Origin of the sequence: Maritimibacter dapengensis (genome assembly GCF_019218265.1) — a bacterium.
GTDB lineage: Bacteria > Pseudomonadota > Alphaproteobacteria > Rhodobacterales > Rhodobacteraceae > Maritimibacter > Maritimibacter dapengensis.
The window spans coordinates 552,252-576,255 of the sequence record NZ_JAHUZE010000001.1 but is presented as its reverse complement, the minus strand read 5'-3'; the positions used below and the strand labels follow the sequence as shown (position 1 = coordinate 576,255).

Here is a 24,004-nt window from a genome sequence, read left to right as displayed (position 1 = left end):
GAACCTAATGAAACTCGTCACCAAACTTCTCGCGGGCGCCGCCGTCGGCCTCACGATGGCGGGAGCTGCGCTCGCGCAGGACGATCCGACCAAGGTCGGCTTCATCTATATCGGGCCGGTCGGAGATGGCGGCTGGACCTATGAGCACGACCAGGGTCGTCTCGCGGTCGAAGAGGAATTCGGCGACGCGGTCGAAACCGTGTACCAGGAAAACGTGCCGGAAAGCGCCGACGCGGAACGCGCGATCACGCAGATGGCACTGTCGGGTGCCGACCTGATCTTCACCACGTCGTTCGGCTACATGGACCCGACCATCGCGGTCGCCGAGAAGTTCCCGGACGTGAAATTCGAACACGCCACCGGCTACAAGACCGCCGACAACGTGGGCGTCTACTCGGCCCGTTTCTACGAGGGTCGCGCCGTGCAGGGGACCATCGCGGGCCACCTGACGGAATCGAACATCATCGGCTATATCGGCTCGTTCCCGATCCCCGAGGTTATCCGCGGCATCAACTCGGCCTATATCCACGCCAAGAAGGTGAACCCTGACGTCCAGTTCAAGATCGTCTGGGCCTATACCTGGTTCGACCCGGCGAAAGAGGCCGACGCGGCCAAGGCGCTGATCGACCAGGGCGCGGACGTGGTACTTCAACACACCGACTCGACCGCACCGCAGGCCGCCGCACAGGAAGCGGGCGGCGTCTATACCTTCGGTCAGGCCTCGGACATGTCCGAATACGCGCCCATGCCGCGCGTCTCGTCGATCATCGACAACTGGGCCCCCTACTACATCGAGCGCACCCGCGCCGTGATGGAAGGCACCTGGGAAAGCGACAACACCTGGGACGGCATCGGTGCCGGAATGGTCGAAATCGGTGAGATCACCGACGCTGTGCCCGCCGAAGTGAAGGAAGAGGCACTGGCGCTGGTCGAAGCCATCGGCTCGGGCGAGTACCATCCGTTCACGGGTCCGATCAACAAACAGGACGGCACGCCCTGGCTGGCCGAAGGCGAGACCGCCGATGACGGGACGCTCGCCGGGATGGATTTCTATGTCGAGGGCATCGAAGGCGAAATTCCGAACTGATTTCGCGCAGACAGGAAGCTGTCAAAGGCTCCGCTTCGGCGGGGCCTTTTTCGTTCGTGCGGCAGGGTGACGCATCCGCGCCGGAAATCCCATCGCATTCCGTTTCATGCATGTAACGAACGCAATGGAGGGCAAGATGATGCTCCGCAAAATCACACTCACCGCCGCAATCGCGGCACTCGCCCTGCCTGTCATGGCCCAAAACGGAACGCCGGGCGCGAACTTCATCCAGCAATGGGATTCCGATGGCGACGGTCGCGTCACGCTTGCCGAGGCCAGAGAACGCCGTGGCGATATGTTCGCGCTCTACGATGCCGACGAGAACGGTCGCCTCGACGCGTCGGAACTCGCGGAAATGGACGCCGTCGGGTCTGACATGCGCGAGGCCATGCAGGGCGATCGCGGGGGGTCCGGCCACGGCATTGGCAAAGGCATGGGACAAGGCAAAGGGCGCGGCATGGGCAATGGTCAGGGCAACCACGACCACAGCCAATTCGACACCGACAGGGACGGGTTCATCAGCCTTGGCGAATTCGAAGCCGGGACCGACGACTGGTTCGCCATGCGCGACCGTGACGGCGATGGCATCATGACCACCGACGATTTCGGCCCCCGCCGATAAGGGTCGTGCGACGGCGCTTCGTCCCTGCGCCGGCAGACCCTTTGGCCCCGCGTTCCGGCGCGGGGCCTGTCCCCAGGCTAGGACAGCCCGGCCACGACTGACCGCACAAGCTCGACCCCGTGTCGCGCCGCCCCGCGCGAAAGTCGGGGTTTTCTTCGCGCCCGCCCCATGACAGCGTGACGCAATGTACGATTTTCTCATCATAGGCGGCGGTATCGCGGGGCTGACGGCAGGCGCGCATCTGGCGAGCGAGGCACGCGTCTGCGTCGTAGACGGCGCTGCCGCCCTTGGGTACCACAGTTCCTCGCGTTCCGCTGCGGTGTTCGTTCCCTCCTACGGCACGGACGTGGTGACTGCCTTGAGCCGAGCCTCGGAGGCGTCATTCCGGGACGAGGGCGTTCTGACCACGCGAGGCGGAATGGTCGTCGGGATCTCGGGCGAGGAGGCGGAGTTCGACGAGGCTGTGCACGGCTTCGGTGCGACCGAGATTTCGGCGAAGGTGGCGGCTGACACCGTACCGCTCCTCGATGCGGAAAGTGTCTCCAGAACCGCAATCTTCGACCACGTCTGGGACATCGACACGGACCGGCTCCTCCAGAGCTATGCGCGGCGCATCCGCGCGACGGGCGAGATACGTCTGAACGCGCAAGTGACTAAGATCACGCATGAAGACGCGGGGCGATGGCGCGTCGTGGCAGGCGGCGAGGAATTGGTCGCGAAAGTCATTGTGAACGCGGCGGGGGCCTGGGCGGACGACATCGCGACAAAAGCAGGCATTGCCCCAATCGGGCTCACGCCAAAACGCCGCTCGATGGCGCGCGTCGAAGTACCCGGCAAGCTCGACCCCCGGGGTTGGCCGATGATCTTCGGTGCCGCGGGCGACTGGTATGCAAAGCCCGACGCAGGCGCATTGATCGTCTCACCAGCAGATGCCGACCCCGTCGCACCTCAGGACGCCTGGGCCGATGACATGGTGCTCGCAGAAGGCATCGCCCGGTTCGAGGAACGCATGTGCCATCCTGTCACCCGAATGCTGGCGAACTGGGCCGGCCTCAGGACGTTCACGCCGGACGGAGACCTTGCAATCGGCGCGGAGCAGGGCGTTTCCGATTTTTTCTGGATGGCCGGCCAGGGCGGCTACGGATTTCAGACCGCGCCGGCTGCGGGTCGGCTTCTTGCACTCCGTGCACTTGCCGGCCCCATCGGCACATATGGCGAGGTCGCACGCGCGTGCGATCCGGCGCGTTTCAGGTAGTCAACGCGGAGGGCTGCGATGATCTGAGAGGCGGTGCAAGGCGGAACGACGCGCCTGTCGTTTTCTGTCCCGGAGGAAAGCAGGGATACGCCGCATCACCCGCCGTTCAGGAGACCGAGGCTTTGCGACGTCCGCGCCCTTCCACGAGCCAGGCCGCAACCGCCAGCCCTGCGGCAATCAGGAGCATCAGCCAAGCCGGTGCCAACGGCACCACCCGCAGATCTTCGACCACGTAAGCTCCGCGCGGCGTATATCCGATCCAGTTGCGCCCGATGGCTGCCCGCCCCGCGCTCACGGCGCGCAAACCGGGGTTTCCGTCCTCGATCACGGAAGCCCCGCCGCGCATCGGCTCCATCACCGGGGCGAGGTCTTCGGCGCTCGCGATGGTCGCCTCGAACTCCTTGGGCGAAGCCGGGCCGACCGCAACCACCGTCGACTGGTCGCCTTCCGTCAATCGGAACAGCCCGATCTCGCCGGTGGCGAAGGTCGACTGGAACAGCCCCGGTGCGACCTCTTCCATCGGAAGCTCTTCTTCGGTCCCGTCCGGCCGCGTCACGGTCAGGCTCCGCGCGCCCTCGCTCATCGTCCGGCGCGTCACGGTGACTTCACCGCCCTCCGCCTCGGCGGTCAGCGCCTCTTCCTCGAGCTCCGGCTCCTTCATCATCCAATGGGCCAGCCGCCGCAGCAATTCGAGTTGCGGACCGCCGCCCTCGAACCCGCGATCCCAGAGCCACGCGTGATCCGACGCCAGAAGCGCCACGCGCCCTTCCCCGACCCGGTCGAGTGTCAGCAGGGGCCGTTCGCCCAGCCCGCTCATCACCGTCATCCCGGCGGTCTCATTCAGTTCAACCAGCCGCATCCAGCGGCCCCAGCCATCCTCGGGCGCGAATTCTTCAAGACCCCGGGTCACCGGATGCCGCTCGCCCAGTTCGGTGATCTCCGGGCTGTAGCCCTGTTCCAGAACCTGCGCGGTCGGCGCGCCCGGAAGCACCTGTCCAAGGGGCGAGCGCGCAAGGCTCTGCGCCGATGCTAGGTCCGGGCCAGCGGCCACCAGAACCGCGCCACCGCCCTCGATATAATCGCGGACCGACATGAGATAGGAGGCGGGGAGGATCCCGCGCAGCTTGTATCGGTCGAAGATGATCAGGTCGAACTCGTCGATCTTCTCCATGAACAATTCCTGCGTGGGAAAGGCGATCAGGGACAATTCGCTGACCGGCACGCCGTCCTGCTTTTCGGGTGGCCGCAGGATCGTGAAATGCACCAGGTCCACCGCGCTGTCCGACTTGAGCAGATTGCGCCATGTCCGCGTGCCCGGATGCGGCACACCCGAGACGAGCAGCACGCGCAACCGGTCGCGCACGCCGTTCATCGTGACAACGGCGGCATTGTTGCGGTCGGTCAGCTCGCCCTCTTCGGTCGGGGTCGAGAACTGGATGACGTTCTGTCCGCCATGGGTGAGCGTGATCGGCAGCGCAAGCTCCCGGCCCACCGGCACCGTGTAGGTTTCCGGCTCCTCGCCGTCGATCGCGATGGACAGCGCGACGCTCTCGGTGCCCGGCGCATCGCCCATGTCGTCCACGCGCAGGCGGATCTCCTGCTCTTCGTCCAGAATGGCGAAGGCGGGCGCGTTGGTGATTGTCAGCCGCCGGTCCCAATCGTCATCGTGGCCGGTCTGCAAAAGGTGCAGCGGCGCGGGCAGGTCCGGCGCGGCCTCGAGGTCATGCAGCCGGCCGTCCGAGATCAGCACCATCCCCGCCACCCGGTCGCGCGGCAATTCCGCCAGCGCCTCGGACAGCGTGGTCATCAGAAGCGATCCGCGATTGTCCTCGCCGTCGCCCATCCGCGTGACGCGGAGTTCCAGCCCCTCGGTCGCCGCCACACGTGCGGTCAACGCTTCCAGCGCCGCCTCGGTCTGTTCGGCCCGATCCGACAGACCCTGCGAGGCGCTTTCATCCACGATGGCGAGCATGATGTCGCCTTCCGGTGCGCGGTCCTCCATCTGAAGCGACGGACCGGCCAACGCCATGAGAAGCGCCGCCGCACCCAGCGCGCGAAGCGCCCAGCCGCGCAATCTTCGCCAGACGGCGAAGATCAAGAGCGCAGCAATCAGCCCGCCAGCGACCCAGAGGACCGGCCAGTCGAAGGCCGGGTCGAATATGACCGAATTCGCATTCAATTCCCGATCCTTTCCAGAAGCGCAGGCACGTGGACCTGATCGGATTTGTAATTGCCCGTGAGGACATGCATCACGAGATTCACGCCGAAACGATAGGCCATCTCGCGCTGCCGCTCGCCTGCAAAGCCTCGCCCGACCGGAAACATCGGCGATCCGTCATCGTTCACCGCCCAGGCTCCGGCCCAGTCGTTGCCGCCGATGATGACCGGCGTCACCCCGTCATTGAGGTTGCGAAACGGCATCCCCTCGGCACGTTCGGCGTCCGGCGGACTGGCTTCGACCCAGACCGCCTGCCCCGCGTATCGCCCGGGGAAATCGGCGAGCAGGTAGAAGGTGCGCGTCAGCACATGGTCGTTCGGCACGGGTTCGAGTGGCGGCACATCGAGCGGTCGGGCCAGCGCACGCAACCGGTTGCCCTCCACCGTCGCTCCCGATCCGAACCCTGCCACGTCCCCGTCGCGGGTGTCGAAGACGATCATCCCACCACCGCGCAGATAAGCGTTGAGCTTGGCGTAAGCATCCGACGTCGGAGCGGCCTGATCCTCGGTCACGGGCCAGTAGATCAGTGGATAGACCGACAGATCGTCGGTCTCGATGCTCACGGCCACTGGCTGGGCCGGTTCCACCGAAGTCCGCGCGAATAGCTGTTGTCCGAGACCCAGAAGCCCCGCTTCGGATACGTCGTCGATCCGGGGCGATCCGGTTTCGACATAGGCCAGCGTCACCTGCCCCGCCATCTCGGCGAGCGTCTGTTCGTCGTCCTGCGCCTGCGCCCGATCCGGCGCGATCAGAGCGGTCGCCAGCAGAACCGCAGCCGCCTTGCCTGCGCGCTGCCCGGTCAAACGGCCCGACAAGGCCAGCGACGCGATCACGTCGATGGCAAGCGCCGCGAGCGCGAGCAGCAAAAGCCAGCCGGCGAGGTCCACTTCCTCGCGATCACCGGCCCATTCCGGCGTGAGCGCAGCGGGCCAGACCGCAGGGCTGAGACCATCGCCTCGCGCCAGCACGTTGACCGCATGGCGCTGATCGCCGGAGGCATACAGACCAGGCGGCAGGTCAGGACCGACTGGCTGGGTCAGCCGTTCGCCGGGAATGCCGGGGCGGTCGCCCGCGCTGTCGAGCGTTCCGTACCCGTCGAGCAGGGTTTCCGGCACCCATGTCGTGCCCTCCAACTCTGCTTCCGCAGGTCCGCCCGTGCGGGTCGACACCGCGAGCCGCTCGAGCATCTGCACGAACAGGCCCGAAAGCGGCAGCGTGGACCATTCCGCATTGGCCGAGACATGCACCAGCACCACCTGCCCATCCGCCAACGCCTTGCGCGTGACGAGCGGCGTGCCGTCGGCGAGCGCGGCGATCGTGCGGTCCGCAAGGTCGGGTCCGGGTTCGGCGAGCACCTGGCTCGTCACTTCCACATCCTCCGGGATCGCGAGGCCATAGAACGGCGAATCCTCCTCGAACGGGGCCAACCCGCGCGGTTCGCCCCACGACATCGCGCCGCCCACGTCACGCCCGCCGACGCGCAGCCGCACCGGAAGCAGCGGATCGGCCTCGGCGCGCCCGGTATCGGCAGCGGCCAGCCGTGGCCCGGCAAAACGCAGGAGAAGCCCCCCTTCCGCGACCCATTCCTCCAGCCGTTCCTTGTCGGACGGCGCGAGGGCAGCGACATCGGCGAGGATGATGACATCCGGGCTCGCCTGAACGAGATCGCCCAACGTGCCTTCCATGACCTCGGCGGTCGGCTCCAAAGCTTCGCGCAGGTAATGAAGCGGGGACAGAAGCTGCAACGCCTCTTCGCTGTCGCCCCCGATCAGCGCGACCTTGCGCCGGCGCAGCGTATCATCGGCCAGCGTCAGCGCGGCCGCCGAGCGCACGCCCTCGATCTGGAACCGCCCGATCCGGTTGCGCACTTCGGGCGGCAGCGACACGGACAACTCGGTCTCGGATGCGCCTGCGTCGAAGGTCAGCGTGGCGCGCGCCAGTTCCCGTTCGACCCCCGAGGGGTCAGGCCCCTGCCCGGTCACGTCGATCTCCTGCGCGCCTTCGCTGCGCGACCGCGTGGCGGTGAGCACCATCATGCCGTCCTCGATCCGCGCGGGCGCAAGGCCCAGCCGCGCGGCGGGCGGCTCCATCACCGACACCGAGCCGCGCGATTGCAGCGCGGCGGCCAGCTCCCCGCGCGTTTCCGTCGCCAACCCGTCCGACACCCAAAGCGTTTCGAAACCGTCCGCGTCCAGCCCTTCGACCCAATCCGCGACCGCACCATGGTTCACGGCCCATGGCTGCGGCAGCAGCGCATCCAGACGCGCCTCCGCGTCGGACGCGGACCGCAGCGGCAAACCACCTTCCGCGGGCAGGTCCGACGTCGCGACGACCGCCACGCGGCGGCCAGCAGCCCCCGCCGCTTCGACCCGGCGCGAAGCCGCATCGATCCGCGCCCGCCAATCCTGTGCCGCGCCGTATCCGTCATCGACCACGACGAGCAGCGGCCCGGACCCGACCGGCGCGGGGTCGGGGTTCAGCACCGGGCCGGCAAAGCCAAGGATCATCGCGGCAATGGCGATCATCCTGAGCAAAAGCAGCCACCACGGCGTGCGGTCCGCCTCGCTGTCCTCGTCCTCGAGCCCCAGAAGCAGCGCGACACCGGGAAACGCCCGGCGGATCGGCGCGGGCGGAATGGCCCTCAGGATCACCCAGAGCACCGGCAACGCGATCAGCGCTGCCAGAAGCCACGGCGCGGTGAAGCCTATGGGACCGAGCGCAAACATCAGCGCGCGCCCTCCAGCGCCCCGAACGCCCACAGGAGCGCGGCGGAGGCGGGCGCGTCCGTATGATGGCAATGATACTGCCAGCCGGTGCGATGCGCGATCAGCGCCAGACGCTCCTTGCGCCGGACGAGCCGGTCGAGATAGCGGTCGCGCAGATCACCGGCCTTGCGGGTTTCGTATTCAAGCGAGCCGCCGACCGAATGGAACACCGTGCGCCCATCGAACGGAAACGCCTCTTCTGACGGGTCGAGAATTTGCAGGAGGATCCCGGTCACACCCCGGTCGGCGGCGGTCGTCAACGCCTCTTCCACGGGTTCCGGGTCGGACATGAAGTCGGAGACGAAGACCGCGCGCGAATGGCGCGGCAGGATCGACACGTCCGGCGTCGCGTAATCGGCTTCCCGCGTCTCGATCAACGCGTCCGCCATGCGCCCGAGCTGGATGTCGCCGCCCATGGGACGGATGCCCATATCGGTCAGCCCCACGCGCTCACCGCCCTGCACCAGGAGCACCGAGAGCGCCAGTGTCAGAAGCGCGGCGCGATCCGCCTTTGTCGACAGCCCCTTGTGCGAGGCGAATTGCATCGACTGGCCCCGATCCACCCAGAACGCCACCGATTGCGCGGCCTGCCATTCCTTTTCTGCCACGAAATGCGTGTCCGACCGAGCCGACCGCCGCCAGTCGATCGACCGCGCCGGGTCGCCGGGCTGCGCCGGGCGGTATTGCCAGAACGCATCGCCCATGCCGGGCCGCTTGCGCCCATGTTCGCCCAGCACCACGCCCCGCGCCAATTGCTCGGCAGCGGCGAGAAGCGGCGGCAAAGGCGATGCAAGCGCCTCTGCCCGTGGACGCAGAGTGTGGACTGGGCTCAAGCCGCGGCCTCCTTGGGCGCGATGCCTTCCACCACGCCGTCGATGATCCCCGCAAGGTTGTCGCCCCGGGCCCGCGCGGCATAAGACAGCGCCATGCGGTGAATGAGCACGGGCTTGGCCAGCGCAGTGACATCATCGGCATTCGGCGCGAGCCGCCCGTCCATGAGCGCGCGCGCGCGTGTCAGAAGCATCAGCGCCTGTGCCGCACGCGGCCCCGGACCCCATGCGACCGCGTCGCGCACGATCTCGGGCGCGCTTTCATCGTCCGGGCGAGCGGCCCGCACGATATCGAGGATCATTTCCACAATCGCTTCGCCCACCGGCATCCGGCGCAACAGCGACTGCGCCGCAATCAGGTCTTCGGTGTTGAACACCGCCTCCGCCTCGGCCTCCTCCGCTCCGGTGGTGGCAAGGATAATGTCGCGCTCGGCGTCACGATCCGGGTAATCCACGTCGACCTGCAACAGGAAACGGTCGAGCTGCGCTTCGGGCAATGGATACGTGCCTTCCTGCTCCAGCGGGTTCTGCGTGGCGAGCACGTGGAAAGGCTTTTCCATCTTATGCGCGTGACCGGCCACCGTCACCTCGCGTTCCTGCATCGCCTGCAAGAGCGCCGATTGCGTGCGCGGGCTGGCGCGGTTGATCTCGTCGGCGAGCAGAAGCTGGCAGAACACCGGGCCGGGAATGAACCGGAATTCGCGCTTCCCGTCCGCGCCCTCTTCCAGCACTTCCGAGCCGAGGATATCGGCGGGCATGAGGTCCGGCGTGAACTGGATACGCCCGCCGGAAATGCCCATAACGGTGGAAAGCGTGTCCACGAGACGCGTCTTGCCCAGCCCCGGAAGCCCGATCAGAAGCGCGTGACCGCCGGCGAGCATCGCGGCCATCACGTTGTCGACGACCGCTTCCTGGCCGATGATCCGCCGCGCCGTCATCTCTCGCGCCTTCGCCAGTTTCTCGCCCAGCGCCTCGATCTCGGCCACCAGATCCTCTGCCTTGTCCATGGAACGTCTCCGTGTGAATGTCGTTGATCAGTAAAGGCGATGCGCTGGGAGGGTTCAAATGACAAAAACGACACAATCCGGCGAGATGCCGGTTTCTGCCGAAAGTTTGGCCGCTTCGGCGAAAGCCGCGTCGAAAAACGGCTTGCCGCCGGTCGACAAATGGGATCCGCCCTTCTGTGGCGATCTCGATATGCGGATCGCGCGGGACGGAACGTGGTTCTACCTCGGCACGCCCATCGGCCGTCACGCGCTCGTGCGCCTGTTTTCCACGATTCTGCGCAAGGACGGCGACGATTACTTCCTCGTCACCCCCGTCGAAAAGGTGGGAATCACGGTCGACGACGCGCCCTTCGTCGCCGTGGATTTCGAACGAAAAGGCGACGCGCTCCAATTCCTGACAAATGTCGGCGACTCCGCCGAAGCCGGCCCCGATCACCCGATCCGTGTGGAACGCGACCCGGACACCGGCGAGCCCTCGCCTTACGTCAACATCCGCCGCAATCTCGAGGCGCTGATCGACCGCAAGAGCTTCTACCGGCTGGTGGAGATTGGCGAACACGAAGAGGTCGAGGGCGAGAGCTGGTTCGGCCTGCGCTCGAACGGCGAATTCTTCCCGATCATCCCGAGCGCCGAACTGGAGGTCTAGGACCGCCCAAGGAAATATCCCCAGCCTGCCCTATCATCGTGCCGTAAATATGCCGGGGGTGCGGGGGCTGGCCCCCGCTAGAGTCCGCGTGCCGGGCCCGGACCCCACCAAAACCCTCCCAAAGTCTTTCGTGCGCGGCACATCGCGCGCTAACCTCTCGCCATGTCGACGATCTACCGCCCCGCCCGTCCCGACGACGCCACCGCCTGCGCCCGGATCATCCGGGAATTCGTGGCGGCGACCCCGTGGTGGCCGCGTCTCGGACCCCAGCCCGAAGTGGTTGCGGCGTGGAGGCATTCGTTTTCGTCGCAAGACCCTTCGTGGGTCGCGGTCGGACACGGCGCGGTCGTCGGCTTTTGCCTCAGGGAAGACGACAACATCTCGGGTCTTTACGTGTCCGCCAACGCTCGAAGCCGAGGCATCGGCAAACACCTTCTTGATCTGGCCAAGCAAAACCGCGACTGGATCACCGTCTGGGCCTACGAGAAAAACACACGCGCGCGGGCGTTCTATAAGCGTGAGGGGTTGGTGGAGGTCGGCCGGGAAACGACGACGTTCGACTGCGGCACCACTTTGGTCGACATCGAACACCGCTGGACCCGCCCCGCCCCTTGATGATCCCGCCCGCGTCTTGCGGATATCGTCCCCGTGTCCGCCAAGGATTTCCGCACATGATCCATACGCATTCCATACGCGTTCCATACGCCGGCCATACGTTCGAAAGGCGGAAATTCCTCGCGTCGTGACCTCGCATCGGACGCGGCTCTACCCTTGGGTTTCGCGCTCCTCGCCCTCGGCGCCCAGCAGGGTTTCGAGATAGGTCTCGAACGCATCGAGGTTCACCGGCTCGAACTGTCCGAACCCCTGCATCCAGACGCTCGCGGCCTTCATCGCCCCCGGTTCGAGCTTGCACCACTTAACCCGACCGCGCTTTTCCTGCGAAATTAACCCGGCGCGTGTCAGAATGGTGAGATGCTTGGAAATCGCCGCCAACGACATCTCGAACGGCTCCGCCACGTCCGTCACGGCCATGTCGTCCTCCAGAAGCATCGAGAGGATCGCGCGCCGCGTCGGGTCAGCCAGCGCCTGAAACGTGAGGTCGAGTTTGTCGTCCATGCGGGGTTCGTTAGGCGCGCGCTGCGGCATCGTCAACCGAACGGTTGAATATGAGGATTTTAAGCAAATCGGTCGCCAGTGGGGCTGAGCCGAAGTGGATGGCCCACAAGGCGCCACGCAATGTTATTTATTTTCAATGACTTGGCGGTTGTAATGTTGGCGCTATCCGGCGTTGACTCCTTTTCGCCCGCACAGTAGCAAACCCCCAACTCTTCTGAGGGGCATTTCACGCTTGGCAAACCCGCACGACGATCCCGATGGTGACCGCCTCAAGGCGCTCAATGCGAGGATCGAGGCACACAAGGCCGCCAGGCCCGAGGACAGCCCGCATCAGAAGAAGGACTACGCGCTCGCGAACCTCGCATGGCGCATGGTGATTGAATTGGTGGCCGGTCTGGGGATCGGTTTTGGCATGGGATACGGGCTGGACTGGCTCTTCGGCACGATACCGATATTCCTTGTCATTTTCACGCTGCTGGGTCTGGCGGCAGGCATCAAGACGATGCTCGGCTCGGCCCAGGAGCTCGGAGAGAGACAGGCGGCGAAACACGCCGCAGAGCAAGAGGACAACGCACGTGGCGACTGAAGCGCATGGCGAAGAAACCGGCGGCCTGGTATTCCACCCGCTCGACCAGTTCATCGTGAAACCGCTGTTCGGTGAGATCGGCGACCCCGTGTCCTGGTACACCATCACCAACGTGACCCTCTGGATGGCGCTGGCCGTTCTCGCCATCGTCGCACTGTTCGTCTTCGGCTCGCGCGGCCGGGCCATCGTGCCGACCCGGACCCAGTCGATCGGCGAAATCCTCTACGGCTTCACTTACAAGATGGTCGAGGATGTGGCCGGCAAGGACGCGATCAAGTTCTTCCCCTACATCATGACGCTGTTCATGTTCATCCTGTTCGCCAACTACCTCGGCCTTCTGCCGATGTCCTTTGCGACCACCTCGCACATCGCCGTGACCGCCGTTCTCGCGCTCGCGGTGTTCCTGACCGTGACCATTGTCGGTTTCGTCAAGAACGGCACCAAGTTCCTTGGCCTGTTCTGGGTCTCGTCCGCGCCGCTCGCGCTGCGCCCGATCCTGGCGATCATCGAGCTGATCTCGTACTTCGTGCGCCCTGTCAGCCACTCCATTCGTCTTGGCGGTAACATCATGGCCGGCCACGCTGTGATGAAGGTGTTCGCGGGCTTCGCCGCCGTTGCAGCCATCTCGCCCTTCGCCGTGCTTTCGATCACCGCGATCTACGGGCTCGAGATGCTCGTGGCCGGTGTTCAGGCCTATGTCTTCGCAATTCTGACCTGTGTGTATCTGAAGGATGCACTGCACCCGTCGCACTAAGGTCCGACCCGCTCAACCCAAGAATATCAACTCGAATTCCATCGTAAGGAGAAACATCATGGAAGGCGATATCGCACAACTCGGTCAATTCATCGGCGCAGGCCTCGCTGGCATCGGTTCCGGCGCTGCCGCAATCGGTGTGGGCCACGTGGCTGGCAACTTCCTCGCCGGCGCGCTGCGCAACCCGTCCGCCGCTGGCGGCCAGACCGCGACGCTCTTCATCGGCATCGCATTCGCAGAAGCCCTGGGGATCTTCTCGTTCCTCATCGCGCTCCTGCTGATGTTCGCCGTCTGATCCTGCCGAACCAAACGGTCAGCATCCGCTGACCCGGTCGGCACCTGTCGACCATCCTTACGGGAGGTGGGTCTGGCGCAAGCCGGGTCCACCTCTGTAATCAGGGTTCCAGGAGGACACGATGGCAACTGAAGAAACAGAAGTCGCCGCCGACGCCGCACATGGTGCAGCCGACGCCGCGCATGGTGCCGCGGAAGCGAGCGGTGCCGGTATGCCGCAGCTGGATTTCTCGACCTTCGGGAACCAGATCTTCTGGCTCGTCGTCACGCTGGTCGTCATCCATGTCGTGTTCACCAAGATCGCACTGCCGCGCATCGCGGGCGTTCTGGCGGAACGGCAAGGCACGATCACCTCTGACCTCGCCGCAGCCGAAGAGCTGAAACAAAAAGCCGTGGACGCGGAAGACGCCTACAAGAAGGCCCTTGCCGACGCCCGCACCGAAGCGCAGAAGATCGTCGCCGACGCGAAAGCCGAGATCCAGGCTGACCTCGACGCGGCACAGGCCAAGGCCGATGCCGAAATCGCCGCAAAGACCGCCGAGTCGGAAAAAGCCATCACGGAAATCCGCGAAGGCGCCGCCGACAGCGCGAAAGAAGTCGCAAAGGACACCGTCACCGCGATCCTGAGCGCGATGGGGTTCTCGGCGGATGCGAAAACCGTCACCTCGGCAGTCAACGACCGGGCGAAAGGGTAAGGATATGAAAAAGCTCTTCAGCCTCCTCCCGTTTGTCGCCGCCGGCCCCGCCGTGGCCGCGACCGGCCCGTTCGTGTCGCTCGGCAACACCGACTTCATCGTCCTGCTGGCATTCATCGCCTTCGTGCTGGTGCTGCTCTACTTCAAAGTCCCCGGCATGATCGGCGGGCTGCTCGACAAGCGTGCCGACGGCATCAAGGCCGAGCTCGAAGAGGCCCGCGCCCTGCGTGAAGAAGCGCAGACGATCCTTGCCTCCTATGAGCGCAAGCAGAAAGAGGTTGCCCAGCAGGCCGACCAGATCGTCGAGCACGCCAAGGCCGAAGCCGCCGCTGCCGCGGAAGTCGCCAAGGAAGATCTTAAATCGTCGATCGCGCGCCGTCTGGCCGCGGCAGAGGACCAGATCAAGTCCGCCGAATCGGCTGCCATCAAGGAAGTGCGCGACAGCGCGATCACGACCGCCATCGCCGCAGCGCAGGACATCATCTCCAAAAAGATGACCGCTGCCGAAGGCAACAAGCTGATCGACGCCGCGATCAAGGACGTGGAGACCAAGCTCCACTAAGGTCCGTTTCACGACACATCGAAAACCCAGGCCATGCGCCTGGGTTTTTTTTTGGCCGCGCATCGAGGCCGAATGCCTGATCTGGAACGACTCCATTCGCAATCGGGGATATCAACGGAAAATTCAGGTTTTCCGACCATGACTGACCCAGGTGTTACAGGAGACGGGCTGGATGATCGGTCGAAAAAAACCTCAGAGTGCCGCGCGATCTGAACGTGACGAGCTTTCGGACGCCGTCATGGCGCACATGGCGGTGGTCTGGTTCGCCCCGGACGGCGAGGTGCTGGATGCGAATGACGTGTTCTGTCGCCTCATGGGGTACGAGAAGGCCGAGATCGTTGGCCAGAACCACAAGATGCTCGTCGGGTCGGACACAACGCATTCGCCCGAATACCGCAAGTTCTGGGACCGACTGCGAAACGGCGAGGACATCAGCGAGAGGGTGCCGCGCATCGCCAAAGAGGGGCACCTCGTCTGGCTTCAGGCGTCATATGTCCCGATGACGTCCGGGTCGGGCGCGGTGACACGGATTGTCAAATTCGCAACGGACGTGACCGAAGCCGTCCGCAATGCCGCGCGCGAGAAAAGCAAACTCGCGGCGATTTCCAGAAGCCAGGCGATCATCGAATTCGATCTCGAAGGTCACGTCCTGGACGCGAATGAGAATTTCCTTGCTGCAACCGGATACACGCTCGACGAGATACGTGGGAAGCACCACGCCATCTTCGTCCCGGACGACATCGCTTCCAAGCCGAGCTACAGGGATTTCTGGACGACCCTTGCACGGGGCGAGCCCAAAGCGGGCGCATTTCGACGCAAACGGAAACAGGGCACCGAGATTTGGCTCCAAGCGACCTATAACCCGATTATCGGCGCACGCGGTGTGCCTGTGGGCGTCATCAAGTTCGCTCACGATATCACGCAGATCAAGAACCGCGCCATCGACCATGCCGGACAGATCGAGGCGCTCGGACGTTCACAGGCGGTAATCGAGTTCGAACCGAATGGCACGATCCTGACGGCGAACGAGAATTTTCTGTCCGCAATGGGATATGAAGCCCACGAAATCATCGGGAAACACCACCGGATGTTCGTCGACCCGACCGAGGCGCAATCTTCGGACTACGCGGCTTTCTGGGAGGGTCTGAAATCTGGGGCCCATCGTTCGGACGAATTCCGTCGTATCGGCAAAGGCGGGCGCGACGTCTGGATTCAGGCGACCTATAACCCGATCACCGATGACGACGGCCGCGTCATCAAGGTCGTCAAATTCGCGACGGACATCACGGCACGAAAGCTTGCCGTAGGCGCGATCGCGGCTGCGATCACCCGCCTGGCAAACAACGACCTTTCGGGCCGGATCGACGCGCCGATGCCCCATGAGTTCGAGGGGTTGAAGGTCGGTTTCAACTCCGCGATCGCGTCCTTGTCGCAAGTCGTTGCCGGGATCACTGACCGCTCCGGCATGATCCTGTCCGAGGTGGCACAGATCGCGGGAGCCGCGCAGGACCTCTCGGCACGAACCGAGAAACAGGCGGCCGCGCTCGAAGAAACGGCCGCGTCACTCGATCAGATGGCATCCTCCGTCGACCATGCCGCCGAAAGCGCGGATGCGGCCACGCGCACGGCTGACGAAACCGACGAGAGTACGCGCATTGGGCTTGAAAAAGCGAAACGGGCCGCCGCAGCCATGACCGAGATTGCCGAGAGCTCTGAAAAGGTCCGGCAAATCACCAATGTCATCGACGACATCGCGTTTCAGACCAACCTGCTCGCGCTGAATGCCGGTGTCGAAGCAGCCCGCGCCGGAGAAACGGGACGCGGTTTCGCTGTCGTCGCTGCCGAAGTGCGGCAATTGGCGCAACGGTCGTCGGATTCGTCCCGCGAAATCGCGGATCTGATCAACGCGACATCCACGCAGGTGCAGGGCGGCGTGACGCTGGTCGAGGATTCGCGGGAAGCGCTGGTCCAGATCGCGGACTCGGTCGCGCACATCCGCATGCAGGTGCAGGGCCTTGCCCAGTCCGCGAAGGAGCAGTCACAGGGGTTGAAGGAAATCAACGCCGCCGCCAACCAACTGGACCAGACCACCCAGCAGAATGTCGCGATGTTCGAGGAGACCACCGCCGCCACACAATCGCTCAAGTCCGTGACCGAACAATTGTCCGCTTCGACACGCGCGTTTACCTTCAACGCACCGGACCCGACCCCCAAGCAGACGATTGCCCCTGCCGAAAGACAGCGCGCGTAATATGCGGCTTGGCGTGCGGGCCGAAATCGCCCCTGCGGGCGAAAAGTCTGTCCTTGGCTGATGGTAGACGTAGCGCAGCCAAAATTTAGGCGGTAATCTGCTCATCAGGGGGACAGCCGGATGTCGAGATTTCACGCGCTGCTGGGCGCATTCTTACTGGCAAGCTGTGGTTTGCCGATCGAACATCCGGACTTCACCGGCCTGCCACCGACCTTGCAGGCAAAAGATTTCCACTGCTGCGCCGATCCCGACCGGCACCCGGCATGGTTCACCGAAGTCGCGATGACCATGTCGGAGCCATTGGAGCCCCTGTTCGACCCGGGGCCGAACAGCGGATACCTTTCGCACGACCCAAGAGCGATGGCGCGGATCGCGGCACAGGCTCAGCCGCTCGACATGCTGACGCTCGCCGCGAAAAGCCATTTGGGCTCCCGGTTCTTCTCCGGCTGGTTCACGCATACCGCGCTCTATCTTGGCACCGAGGCACAATTGCGCGAGGCGGGCCTCTGGACACACCCATCCATCGTTCCGCACCACGCGGAAATCCGAAGCGGCAAGATCGTGATCGAAGGCGTCGCAACCCATGTCCGCCTTGCCACCCTCGACGAAATCCTGAGCCAACGCGATGCCGCGGCACTGATCAGGACCAATCTTTCGACCCGCGACAAAGGCCGGGCGGCCTCTCGTGCGCTCAGCCTTCTGAACTACCCATTCGATTATTTCTTCGACCTGAACACCTGCGACGCGTTCGCGTGCACCGAAGTGCTCGCGCGTGCTTTCCCGACACTCGACTTCCCCATCCGCACAATGCAGGGCTATCAGGTGTTGCTGCCAGACGACGTCGCCGCGAAGGCGATCCGCGGTGAGCAAATGCGCATCGTGGATTACGTCGAGGGCAACGGCACGGATTGGCATGCTCCCGGTCTGGAAGGTGCGATGTACCGGATCGCGGCCTTCTGGGGCCCGGCGCCGGTCGGCCCGGTCGCGGCGGTCACGTCGTCGCTGGACCTTGCGGCCTGCACGCCGGATTAAGGGTCAGAAGAACGCCTGCAACCCGGTCTGCGCCCGCCCGAGAATCAGCGCGTGGACGTCATGCGTGCCCTCGTATGTGTTCACCGTTTCGAGGTTGACCATGTGGCGGATCACCTGAAACTCGCCTGAAATCCCGTTGCCGCCATGCATGTCGCGCGACATCCGCGCGATGTCGAGCGCCTTGCCGCAATTGTTGCGTTTCATGAGCGAGATCATCTCCGGCGCGGCCTTGCCTTCGTCCATCAACCGCCCGACCCGCAGCGCGCCCTGAAGCCCCAGCGTGATTTCGGTCTGCATATCCGCGAGCTTTTTCTGAAACAGCTGAGTGTTGGCGAGCGGTCGACCGAACTGGACCCGGTCGAGCCCGTATTGCCGCGCGGCATGCCAACAGAACTCTGCCGCCCCCATCGCGCCCCAACTGATCCCGTAGCGCGCCCGATTGAGGCAGCCGAACGGACCCTTCAGCCCCTCGACATTCGGCAGCAGCGCGTCCTCGCCGACCTCGACCCCGTCCATCACGATCTCGCCGGTGATCGAGGCACGCAGGCTGAGCTTGTTCTCGATCTTCGGCGCGGACAGCCCGGTCATGCCCTTTTCAAGCACGAAGCCCCGGATCTTGCCGTCATGCGCATCGGACTTGGCCCAGACCACGAACACATCTGCGATCGGCGCGTTCGAAATCCACATCTTCGATCCCGTAAGCGTGTAGCCCGCATCCTTCTTCACGGCCCGCGTTTTCATGCTGCCCGGATCGGAGCCCGCATCGGGTTCGGTCAGTCCGAAACACCCGATCAGCTCTCCAGATGCGAGACCGGGCAGATATTTCTTGCGTTGCTCCTCGGAGCCGTAGGCATATATCGGGTACATGACGAGCGAGCTCTGCACGGACATCATCGAGCGATAGCCGCTGTCGATCCGCTCCACTTCCCGCGCCACCAGCCCGTAGGACACGTAGGAACCGCCAAGCCCACCGTATTCCTCCGGCACCGTCACGCCCAGAAGCCCCATCTCGCCCATCTCGCGGAAGATCGCGGGGTCGGTTTCTTCGTTCTCGAACGCCGACACCACGCGCGGCGCCAGCTTTTCCGACGCATAGGCCCGCGCGCTGTCGCGGATCATCCGCTCGTCTTCCTCGAGTTGCTCGTCGAGTCGGAACGCATCCTCCCAATCGAACGGGCCAAGGTCGGGGCGGCTTTTCGCGGGCAGGTCGTGGGCCATGTCTCTCTCCTCCTGATCGTCGGTGATTGATGCGCGTCATCCGGGCCGCGGGCAAGCCCCGCCCCCCGTTTCGTCGCGTAATTGCGCGAAAGCGGGCCGGGTGCTAGGCGGTTAGGGTCGATGGAGGAGACAGCATATGGCGCCGCTCGAAGGTCTGAAAGTCGTGGAACTCGCCCGGATTCTCGCGGGCCCCTGGGCCGGACAGGCCCTGGCCGATCTGGGTGCGGACGTCATCAAGATCGAAAGCCCGGACGGCGACGACACCCGCAATTGGGGGCCGCCCTGGATCGAACGGGAGGGCGACAGGACCGCCGCCTATTTCTACGCTGCGAACCGGGGCAAGTCGTCCGAAGTCGCGGATTTTCGAAGCCGCGAAGGCCAGGACCGCGTCCGCGCGCTGGTCGCCGATGCAGATATCGTCATCGAAAATTTCAAGGTCGGTGGACTCGCGAAATATGGCCTGGACTACGAAAGTCTTCGCGACGTCAACCCGCGGCTGATTTACTGCTCGATCACCGGCTTCGGCCAGACAGGGCCGAAAGCCAATGTGCCGGGATACGACTTCATGATACAGGGCCTGTCCGGCCTGATGTCGATCACGGGCGAGCCGGACGGCGCGCCGATGAAGGTCGGCGTCGCGGTCACGGATATCGTCGCCGGGCTTTATGCAACGATCGGGATTCTCGCAGCGGTGGAAGCGCGGCACCGCACTGGTTGCGGGCAAATGGTCGACATTTCGCTGCTGGACTGCGCCACGGCACTGCTTGCGAACCAGGCAATGAATTATCTGGTGAGCGGTGAAACGCCACAGCGCATGGGCAATGCTCATCCCAACCTCACGCCGTATGACGTGCTCCCGGTCGCTGATGGCCATGTGATCGTCGCGGTCGGAAACGACCGACAGTTTCGCGCGGCGTGCGATGTCTTGGGTTGCAGCACCTTGGCGGAAGACCCGCGTTTCGCGACGAATGGTGTTCGGATCGCCAACCGCGATGCGTTGAAGGACGCGCTTTCCGACTGCACGGCACGCTGGACACGTGACGACCTGTTGGCCGCGCTCGGAAGCGCAATGGTTCCGGCGGGACCGATCAACACTGTCGCCGAGACGTTCGCAGACCCCCAAGTGGTCGCCCGGGAAATGAAGATATCGCCCGAAGGGGTTCCGGGCGTGCGCGGCCCCTGGCGGTTCTCGGAGTGCGACCTGTCGCTCGAGACATCGGCACCCATCCGCAAAACGTTGCCGTAGCGAGGGTGTCACGCTTCCTTGCGGTTTCGGCCGATACCCGTCCGGTGAGGCGTTTGACCCGGCGACCACGATCGACACGATGCGGCAATTTCGCATTGCAAAACTTCATTTCACCGAATTGACCCCGACGACAGGAGCGGATACGATCCGAAGATGTGGGCCTCTCGGCCCCGTCTGGGAGGATCAATGACCTGGCTTCACGACCTTATCGGTGCACAGCCGGCGCATCATGTTGCGCTCGTCGACCATGACGGAACCCGTTTCGATTACGGCACCTTCCGCGACATGGTCGAAACGCTCACCGAGCGGCTTGTGGATGCCGGATTGCGCCCCGGCGACAGGCTCATGCTGGTTTCCGAAAACTGCGCGACCTACGCTGTTGCGATCATGGCTGCGAGCCGCGTCGGCGCTTGGATCATGCCGGTCAACGCCCGCCAGACGGCCGAAGAACTTGCGGCGCTGAGGGCACATGCAGGTCCGCGCCTGATCCTGTTCACGCCAGAAGCTTCGACCGCGTCCCAGGACCACGCGGCGCGCTTCGGTGCATCACATGCGGGTGCACTGTCCTGCGGCGAGATCTTGCTGGCCGGTCCATTCGAAACGCCGGAAACCGCCCCCCAGCCGACCGGTGAAACGCCGGAGACCCGTGTCGCCGCGCTTATGTACACGACGGGAACCACCTCTGCCCCGAAGGGCGTGATGCTCACCCATCGCAACCTCACCTGGAATGCGATGAGTTCGGCCCGATTGCGCGAGATCGTACCAGACGACGAAGTGATCGGCGTATTGCCGGGCACCCATATTTTCGGGTTCTCATCGGCATTCCTCGCGGCCATGCATGCCGGTGGATCGATTCGCTTCATGACCCGCTTCGATGCGGGCGCCGTGCTGGACGCGATTGCCGAGGGCGGCGCTGTTCTGCCCGCTGTCCCGCAGATGTATCAGGCGATGCTCACCGAGATCCAGCGCCGCGGCGGACCCGTTGTCGCCCCGAAACTTCACTACATCTCGTCGGGCGGCGCCCCGCTCGACCCAGCCTGGAAGGAACGGGTCGAGGCCGCGTTCGGCCTGCCGCTGCACAATGGATACGGCCTGACCGAAACGTCTCCAGGCGTCTGCGGCGGATCGAACGCCCGACCGCGCAAGGACCTTGCGCTGGGCGAAATCCTCCCGGACGTCGAGTGCATCGTGGACGAGCCCGACGCCGAGGGCGTGGGCGAGCTATTGATCCGCGGGCCGAACATCATGCTGGGCTATTTCCGCAACCCCGACGCCACGCGCGCGGCAATCCGCGACGACGGGTTTTTCCGCTCCGGCGATTTCGCCCGGATCGACCCGGACGGCGCGGTCTGGCTCATGGGCCGGAAGAAGGAACTCATCATCCGGTCTGGGTTCAACGTCTATCCGCCCGAAGTGGAGGCGATGCTGACCCGACACCCCGGCGTCCACCAGACCGCCGTGGTTGGTCGCAACGTGCCGGGCAACGAGGAAATCATCGCCTTCGTCACCGCCACGCCCGGCATCGGCGAAGAGGAACTCAAGGGGTTTCTTCATGAGAACCTTGTGGCCTACAAAGTACCTCAGCATATCGTCCTGATCGACGATTTTCCACGTGCCGCAACCGGCAAGATCCTGAAACACAAGCTCGTCGATCTGTATTCCGACGAGCTCGCCCGGCGCGATGCCGTAGCCATCTGACCCCGAAAGGACCCCGACACCCATGAGTGACGCCACATCCATCAATGATGTCATTTCCCTCGAACGCGTGGGCGAGATCGCACTCGTGCGCATCGACAACCCCCCGGTCAACGCAAGCGCCCAGCCCGTTCGCCAAGGTCTGATCGACGCTGTCACGGCGGCCAACGCGGACGACGCGGTCAAGGTCATCGCGATCTACGCGGCGGGCCGCACCTTTGTCGCAGGTGCGGACATCCGCGAATTCGGAAAAACCCCGCTGGAGCCCAGCCTGCCGGACACGATCAACACGATCGAAGCGAGCGAGAAGCCGGTGATCTCGGCCCCGCACGGCACGGCACTTGGAGGCGGTCTGGAAATCTGCATGGGCACACATGCGCGTGTGGGCGTCAAAGGACTCCGCGTCGGCCTGCCTGAGATCAATCTCGGGCTTCTTCCCGGCGCGGGCGGCACGCAACGCGGCCCCCGGCTCATGGGAATGAAGCACACGCTCGACATGTCCCTCGGCGGCACGATGGTGCCGGGCGAGACCGCGGCGGAGTGGGGCCTGATCGACAAGATCGAGGATGGCGAGCCGCGCGATGTCGCGCTCAAGGCCGCTCAGGACGTGCTCGACGGAACGCTCGAGACCCGTCGCACCAGCGAATTGCCCGTCGAGGTGGACAAGGCCGCGCTCGAAGACGCCCGCGCCATGGTCGCGAAAAAGATGTCGAACCTCGCCAGCGCTCCGATGGTGATCGACGCCGTCGAACGCTCAACGGGCGACGTCAAAGAGGGTATGAAATTCGAACGCGAATGTTTCATGGACCTGCTCAAGAACGCGCCTTCTACGCGCGGCATGATCCACGCGTTTTTCGCGGAACGGGCGGTGTCGAAGATCCCCGAGGCCAAGGCGACCCCGCGCGAGATCAAGAAGATCGGCGTGATCGGCGGCGGCACGATGGGGTCCGGTATCGCGACCTCGGCGCTCAACGCGGGCTTCGAGGTGCGGCTGATCGAAGTCGCCGACGAGGCGCTCGAGCGCGGCACCGGCACGATCACCAAGAACCTTGAAGGTGCGGTGAAACGCGGCAAATCCACCGAGGCCAAGATGAAGGACGCGCTTGACCGTCTTTCGCCCTCGACCGACATGGACAGCCTGTCGGACGTGGACCTCGTGATCGAGGCGGTGTTCGAGGACATGAGCGTGAAGAAGGACATCTTCACCAACCTCGACCGCATCTGCAAGAAAGGCGCTATCCTCGCGTCGAACACCTCCTATCTCGACATCGACGAAATCGCATCGGTGACGAGCCGCCGCGAGGATGTGATCGGTCTGCACTTCTTCAGCCCCGCACATATCATGAAGCTCTTGGAGGTCGTGGTAGCCGACAAGACCGCACCGGAGGTCGTCGCGACCGGCTTCAACCTCGCCAAGAAGATGAAGAAGATCGCGGTGCGGGCGGGCGTGTGCGACGGGTTCATCGGAAACCGCATCCTCGCCTATTACGGCAAGACTGCCGGATACCTGATGGAAGACGGTGCAAGCCCCGAACAGATCGACACGGCGCTTGAAAACTTCGGCTTCGCGATGGGGCCTTTCAAGGTCGGAGACCTTGCGGGGCTCGATATCGGCTGGGCGAACCGCAAACGCATGAACGCAACGCGCCCGAACGAGGAACGCTACGTGCGGATCCACGACAAGATTTGCGAAGAGGGCTGGTACGGTCGCAAGACCGGCAAAGGGTTCTACATCTACGACGATGAAGGCATCCGTCCGAACCCCGAGGCCCTCGAGATCATCGACAAGGAACGCGCCGCCAAGGGCATCACGCCGCGCGACTTTACGGATCAGGAAATCGTCGACCGTTACATGACCGCGATGATCTCGGAGGCCGCACGGGTCGTAGAAGAAGGGATAGCTCTGCGCCCGATCGACGTGGATGCGGTGTTCCTCTTCGGCTACGGCTTCCCGCGTTTCCGTGGCGGGCCGCTCAAATACGCCGACGAGGTCGGCGCGAAGGAGGTCGTCCGTCGGATCGAGGAATACGCAAAGGACGACAGCTACTACTGGAAGGTGCCCGACATACTGCGCCGTATGGCCGGCAAGGGTGAAACCTTCGAAGACTTGAACAAGGAGGGCTGA

At 64.3% G+C, this 24,004-nt stretch carries 21 protein-coding genes; 15 read left to right on the top strand and 6 right to left on the bottom strand.

All coding sequences use genetic code 11. The features are described 5' to 3' along the window. Positions 1-7: 7 nt before the first annotated feature. From KJP28_RS02925 to KJP28_RS02915, 3 genes are all read left to right on the top strand, one after another. Entirely contained in the window at positions 8-1,087 is a 1,080-nt protein-coding gene (locus KJP28_RS02925) for a BMP family ABC transporter substrate-binding protein (protein WP_218390731.1), read from the top strand. A 136-nt stretch (positions 1,088-1,223) separates the two neighbouring features. Then, positions 1,224-1,709 (top strand): EF-hand domain-containing protein, encoded by a 486-nt coding sequence (locus tag KJP28_RS02920; RefSeq protein ID WP_218390730.1) that lies wholly within the window; start codon positions 1,224-1,226, stop codon positions 1,707-1,709. A 184-nt stretch (positions 1,710-1,893) separates the two neighbouring features. Next, entirely contained in the window at positions 1,894-2,964 is a 1,071-nt protein-coding gene (locus KJP28_RS02915) for an NAD(P)/FAD-dependent oxidoreductase (RefSeq protein ID WP_218390729.1), read from the top strand. A 106-nt stretch (positions 2,965-3,070) separates the two neighbouring features. On the opposite strand, the gene KJP28_RS02910 is transcribed toward KJP28_RS02915, so the two are convergent. The 4 genes from KJP28_RS02910 to KJP28_RS02895 are packed head-to-tail and all read right to left on the bottom strand — an operon-like array spanning position 3,071 to position 9,784. Then, positions 3,071-5,143 (bottom strand): hypothetical protein, encoded by a 2,073-nt coding sequence (locus KJP28_RS02910; RefSeq protein WP_218390728.1) that lies wholly within the window; start codon positions 5,141-5,143, stop codon positions 3,071-3,073. Beyond that, positions 5,140-7,908: a DUF4159 domain-containing protein gene (locus KJP28_RS02905; protein ID WP_218390727.1), complete on the bottom strand. Its 2,769-nt coding sequence runs from the start codon at positions 7,906-7,908 to the stop codon at positions 5,140-5,142. Before KJP28_RS02905 ends, KJP28_RS02910 begins: the two co-directional genes overlap by 4 nt. Continuing rightward, positions 7,908-8,780 (bottom strand): DUF58 domain-containing protein, encoded by an 873-nt coding sequence (locus KJP28_RS02900; RefSeq protein WP_218390726.1) that lies wholly within the window; start codon positions 8,778-8,780, stop codon positions 7,908-7,910. The genes KJP28_RS02905 and KJP28_RS02900 overlap by 1 nt, the downstream gene beginning before the upstream one ends. After that, positions 8,777-9,784 (bottom strand): AAA family ATPase, encoded by a 1,008-nt coding sequence (locus KJP28_RS02895; RefSeq protein WP_218390725.1) that lies wholly within the window; start codon positions 9,782-9,784, stop codon positions 8,777-8,779. The genes KJP28_RS02900 and KJP28_RS02895 overlap by 4 nt, the downstream gene beginning before the upstream one ends. A 58-nt stretch (positions 9,785-9,842) precedes the next feature. On the opposite strand from KJP28_RS02895, the gene KJP28_RS02890 reads away from it, so the two are divergent. Further along, complete coding sequence (locus KJP28_RS02890; protein WP_218390724.1) at positions 9,843-10,430, top strand: DUF1285 domain-containing protein; 588 nt, start codon at positions 9,843-9,845, stop codon at positions 10,428-10,430. A 162-nt stretch (positions 10,431-10,592) separates the two neighbouring features. Then, the gene (locus KJP28_RS02885; RefSeq protein ID WP_218390723.1) at positions 10,593-11,045 is read left to right on the top strand and encodes a GNAT family N-acetyltransferase; all 453 of its coding nucleotides are present in this window, start codon (positions 10,593-10,595) and stop codon (positions 11,043-11,045) included. A 150-nt stretch (positions 11,046-11,195) separates the two neighbouring features. Here the strand turns inward: KJP28_RS02885 and KJP28_RS02880 are convergent, their stop codons facing one another. Further along, positions 11,196-11,546, bottom strand: coding sequence for an ArsR/SmtB family transcription factor (locus tag KJP28_RS02880; protein ID WP_218390722.1), 351 nt, complete (start codon positions 11,544-11,546; stop codon positions 11,196-11,198). 232 nt (positions 11,547-11,778) lie between these two features. Between KJP28_RS02880 and KJP28_RS02875 the strand changes: the two genes are divergently transcribed. From KJP28_RS02875 to KJP28_RS02845, 7 genes are all read left to right on the top strand, one after another. Beyond that, positions 11,779-12,132, top strand: coding sequence for an AtpZ/AtpI family protein (locus tag KJP28_RS02875; protein WP_218390721.1), 354 nt, complete (start codon positions 11,779-11,781; stop codon positions 12,130-12,132). Beyond that, positions 12,122-12,886: a F0F1 ATP synthase subunit A gene (locus tag KJP28_RS02870; RefSeq protein WP_218390720.1), complete on the top strand. Its 765-nt coding sequence runs from the start codon at positions 12,122-12,124 to the stop codon at positions 12,884-12,886. Before KJP28_RS02875 ends, KJP28_RS02870 begins: the two co-directional genes overlap by 11 nt. 58 nt (positions 12,887-12,944) lie before the next feature. After that, positions 12,945-13,181 carry a F0F1 ATP synthase subunit C gene (locus tag KJP28_RS02865; protein ID WP_085526666.1) on the top strand — a complete coding sequence of 79 codons (237 nt, stop codon included), beginning with the start codon at positions 12,945-12,947 and terminating at the stop codon, positions 13,179-13,181. Between the two features lie 121 nt (positions 13,182-13,302). Next, positions 13,303-13,875 carry a F0F1 ATP synthase subunit B' gene (locus tag KJP28_RS02860; RefSeq protein WP_218390719.1) on the top strand — a complete coding sequence of 191 codons (573 nt, stop codon included), beginning with the start codon at positions 13,303-13,305 and terminating at the stop codon, positions 13,873-13,875. Positions 13,876-13,879: 4 nt separating this feature from the next. Continuing rightward, positions 13,880-14,437 carry a F0F1 ATP synthase subunit B gene (locus KJP28_RS02855; RefSeq protein WP_218390718.1) on the top strand — a complete coding sequence of 186 codons (558 nt, stop codon included), beginning with the start codon at positions 13,880-13,882 and terminating at the stop codon, positions 14,435-14,437. Positions 14,438-14,609: 172 nt separating this feature from the next. Continuing rightward, on the top strand, positions 14,610-16,688 hold the full coding sequence (locus KJP28_RS02850; protein ID WP_218390717.1) for a methyl-accepting chemotaxis protein: 2,079 nt from the start codon (positions 14,610-14,612) through the stop codon (positions 16,686-16,688). Between the two features lie 120 nt (positions 16,689-16,808). Beyond that, on the top strand, positions 16,809-17,720 hold the full coding sequence (locus KJP28_RS02845; RefSeq protein WP_218390716.1) for a YiiX/YebB-like N1pC/P60 family cysteine hydrolase: 912 nt from the start codon (positions 16,809-16,811) through the stop codon (positions 17,718-17,720). A 3-nt stretch (positions 17,721-17,723) separates the two neighbouring features. Here KJP28_RS02845 and KJP28_RS02840 read toward each other — a convergent pair whose 3' ends face one another. Beyond that, positions 17,724-18,938, bottom strand: a complete 1,215-nt coding sequence (locus KJP28_RS02840) for an acyl-CoA dehydrogenase (protein WP_218390715.1) — start codon at positions 18,936-18,938, stop codon at positions 17,724-17,726. A 136-nt stretch (positions 18,939-19,074) separates the two neighbouring features. On the opposite strand from KJP28_RS02840, the gene KJP28_RS02835 reads away from it, so the two are divergent. The 3 genes from KJP28_RS02835 (at position 19,075) to KJP28_RS02825 (ending at position 24,004) form a co-directional block, all read left to right on the top strand. After that, a complete protein-coding gene (locus KJP28_RS02835; RefSeq protein WP_218390714.1) occupies positions 19,075-20,184 on the top strand; it encodes a CaiB/BaiF CoA transferase family protein in 1,110 nt (369 codons plus the stop codon). Between the two features lie 186 nt (positions 20,185-20,370). Beyond that, complete coding sequence (locus KJP28_RS02830) at positions 20,371-21,882, top strand: class I adenylate-forming enzyme family protein (protein WP_218390713.1); 1,512 nt, start codon at positions 20,371-20,373, stop codon at positions 21,880-21,882. Between the two features lie 22 nt (positions 21,883-21,904). Next, positions 21,905-24,004 carry a 3-hydroxyacyl-CoA dehydrogenase NAD-binding domain-containing protein gene (locus KJP28_RS02825; protein ID WP_218390712.1) on the top strand — a complete coding sequence of 700 codons (2,100 nt, stop codon included), beginning with the start codon at positions 21,905-21,907 and terminating at the stop codon, positions 24,002-24,004.

Bases quoted from the DNA above. Each gene is read 5' to 3' on its own strand.
- KJP28_RS02925 (WP_218390731.1), top strand. From the start codon at position 8: ATGAAACTCGTCACCAAACTTCTCGCGGGCGCCGCCGTCGGCCTCACG.
- KJP28_RS02920 (WP_218390730.1), top strand. From the start codon at position 1,224: ATGATGCTCCGCAAAATCACACTCACCGCCGCAATCGCGGCACTCGCC.
- KJP28_RS02915 (WP_218390729.1), top strand. From the start codon at position 1,894: ATGTACGATTTTCTCATCATAGGCGGCGGTATCGCGGGGCTGACGGCA.
- KJP28_RS02905 (WP_218390727.1), bottom strand. From the start codon at position 7,908: ATGTTTGCGCTCGGTCCCATAGGCTTCACCGCGCCGTGGCTTCTGGCA.
- KJP28_RS02895 (WP_218390725.1), bottom strand. From the start codon at position 9,784: ATGGACAAGGCAGAGGATCTGGTGGCCGAGATCGAGGCGCTGGGCGAG.
- KJP28_RS02890 (WP_218390724.1), top strand. From the start codon at position 9,843: ATGACAAAAACGACACAATCCGGCGAGATGCCGGTTTCTGCCGAAAGT.
- KJP28_RS02885 (WP_218390723.1), top strand. From the start codon at position 10,593: ATGTCGACGATCTACCGCCCCGCCCGTCCCGACGACGCCACCGCCTGC.
- KJP28_RS02880 (WP_218390722.1), bottom strand. From the start codon at position 11,546: ATGGACGACAAACTCGACCTCACGTTTCAGGCGCTGGCTGACCCGACG.
- KJP28_RS02865 (WP_085526666.1), top strand. From the start codon at position 12,945: ATGGAAGGCGATATCGCACAACTCGGTCAATTCATCGGCGCAGGCCTC.
- KJP28_RS02860 (WP_218390719.1), top strand. From the start codon at position 13,303: ATGGCAACTGAAGAAACAGAAGTCGCCGCCGACGCCGCACATGGTGCA.
- KJP28_RS02855 (WP_218390718.1), top strand. From the start codon at position 13,880: ATGAAAAAGCTCTTCAGCCTCCTCCCGTTTGTCGCCGCCGGCCCCGCC.
- KJP28_RS02850 (WP_218390717.1), top strand. From the start codon at position 14,610: ATGATCGGTCGAAAAAAACCTCAGAGTGCCGCGCGATCTGAACGTGAC.
- KJP28_RS02845 (WP_218390716.1), top strand. From the start codon at position 16,809: ATGTCGAGATTTCACGCGCTGCTGGGCGCATTCTTACTGGCAAGCTGT.
- KJP28_RS02840 (WP_218390715.1), bottom strand. From the start codon at position 18,938: ATGGCCCACGACCTGCCCGCGAAAAGCCGCCCCGACCTTGGCCCGTTC.
- KJP28_RS02835 (WP_218390714.1), top strand. From the start codon at position 19,075: ATGGCGCCGCTCGAAGGTCTGAAAGTCGTGGAACTCGCCCGGATTCTC.
- KJP28_RS02830 (WP_218390713.1), top strand. From the start codon at position 20,371: ATGACCTGGCTTCACGACCTTATCGGTGCACAGCCGGCGCATCATGTT.
- KJP28_RS02825 (WP_218390712.1), top strand. From the start codon at position 21,905: ATGAGTGACGCCACATCCATCAATGATGTCATTTCCCTCGAACGCGTG.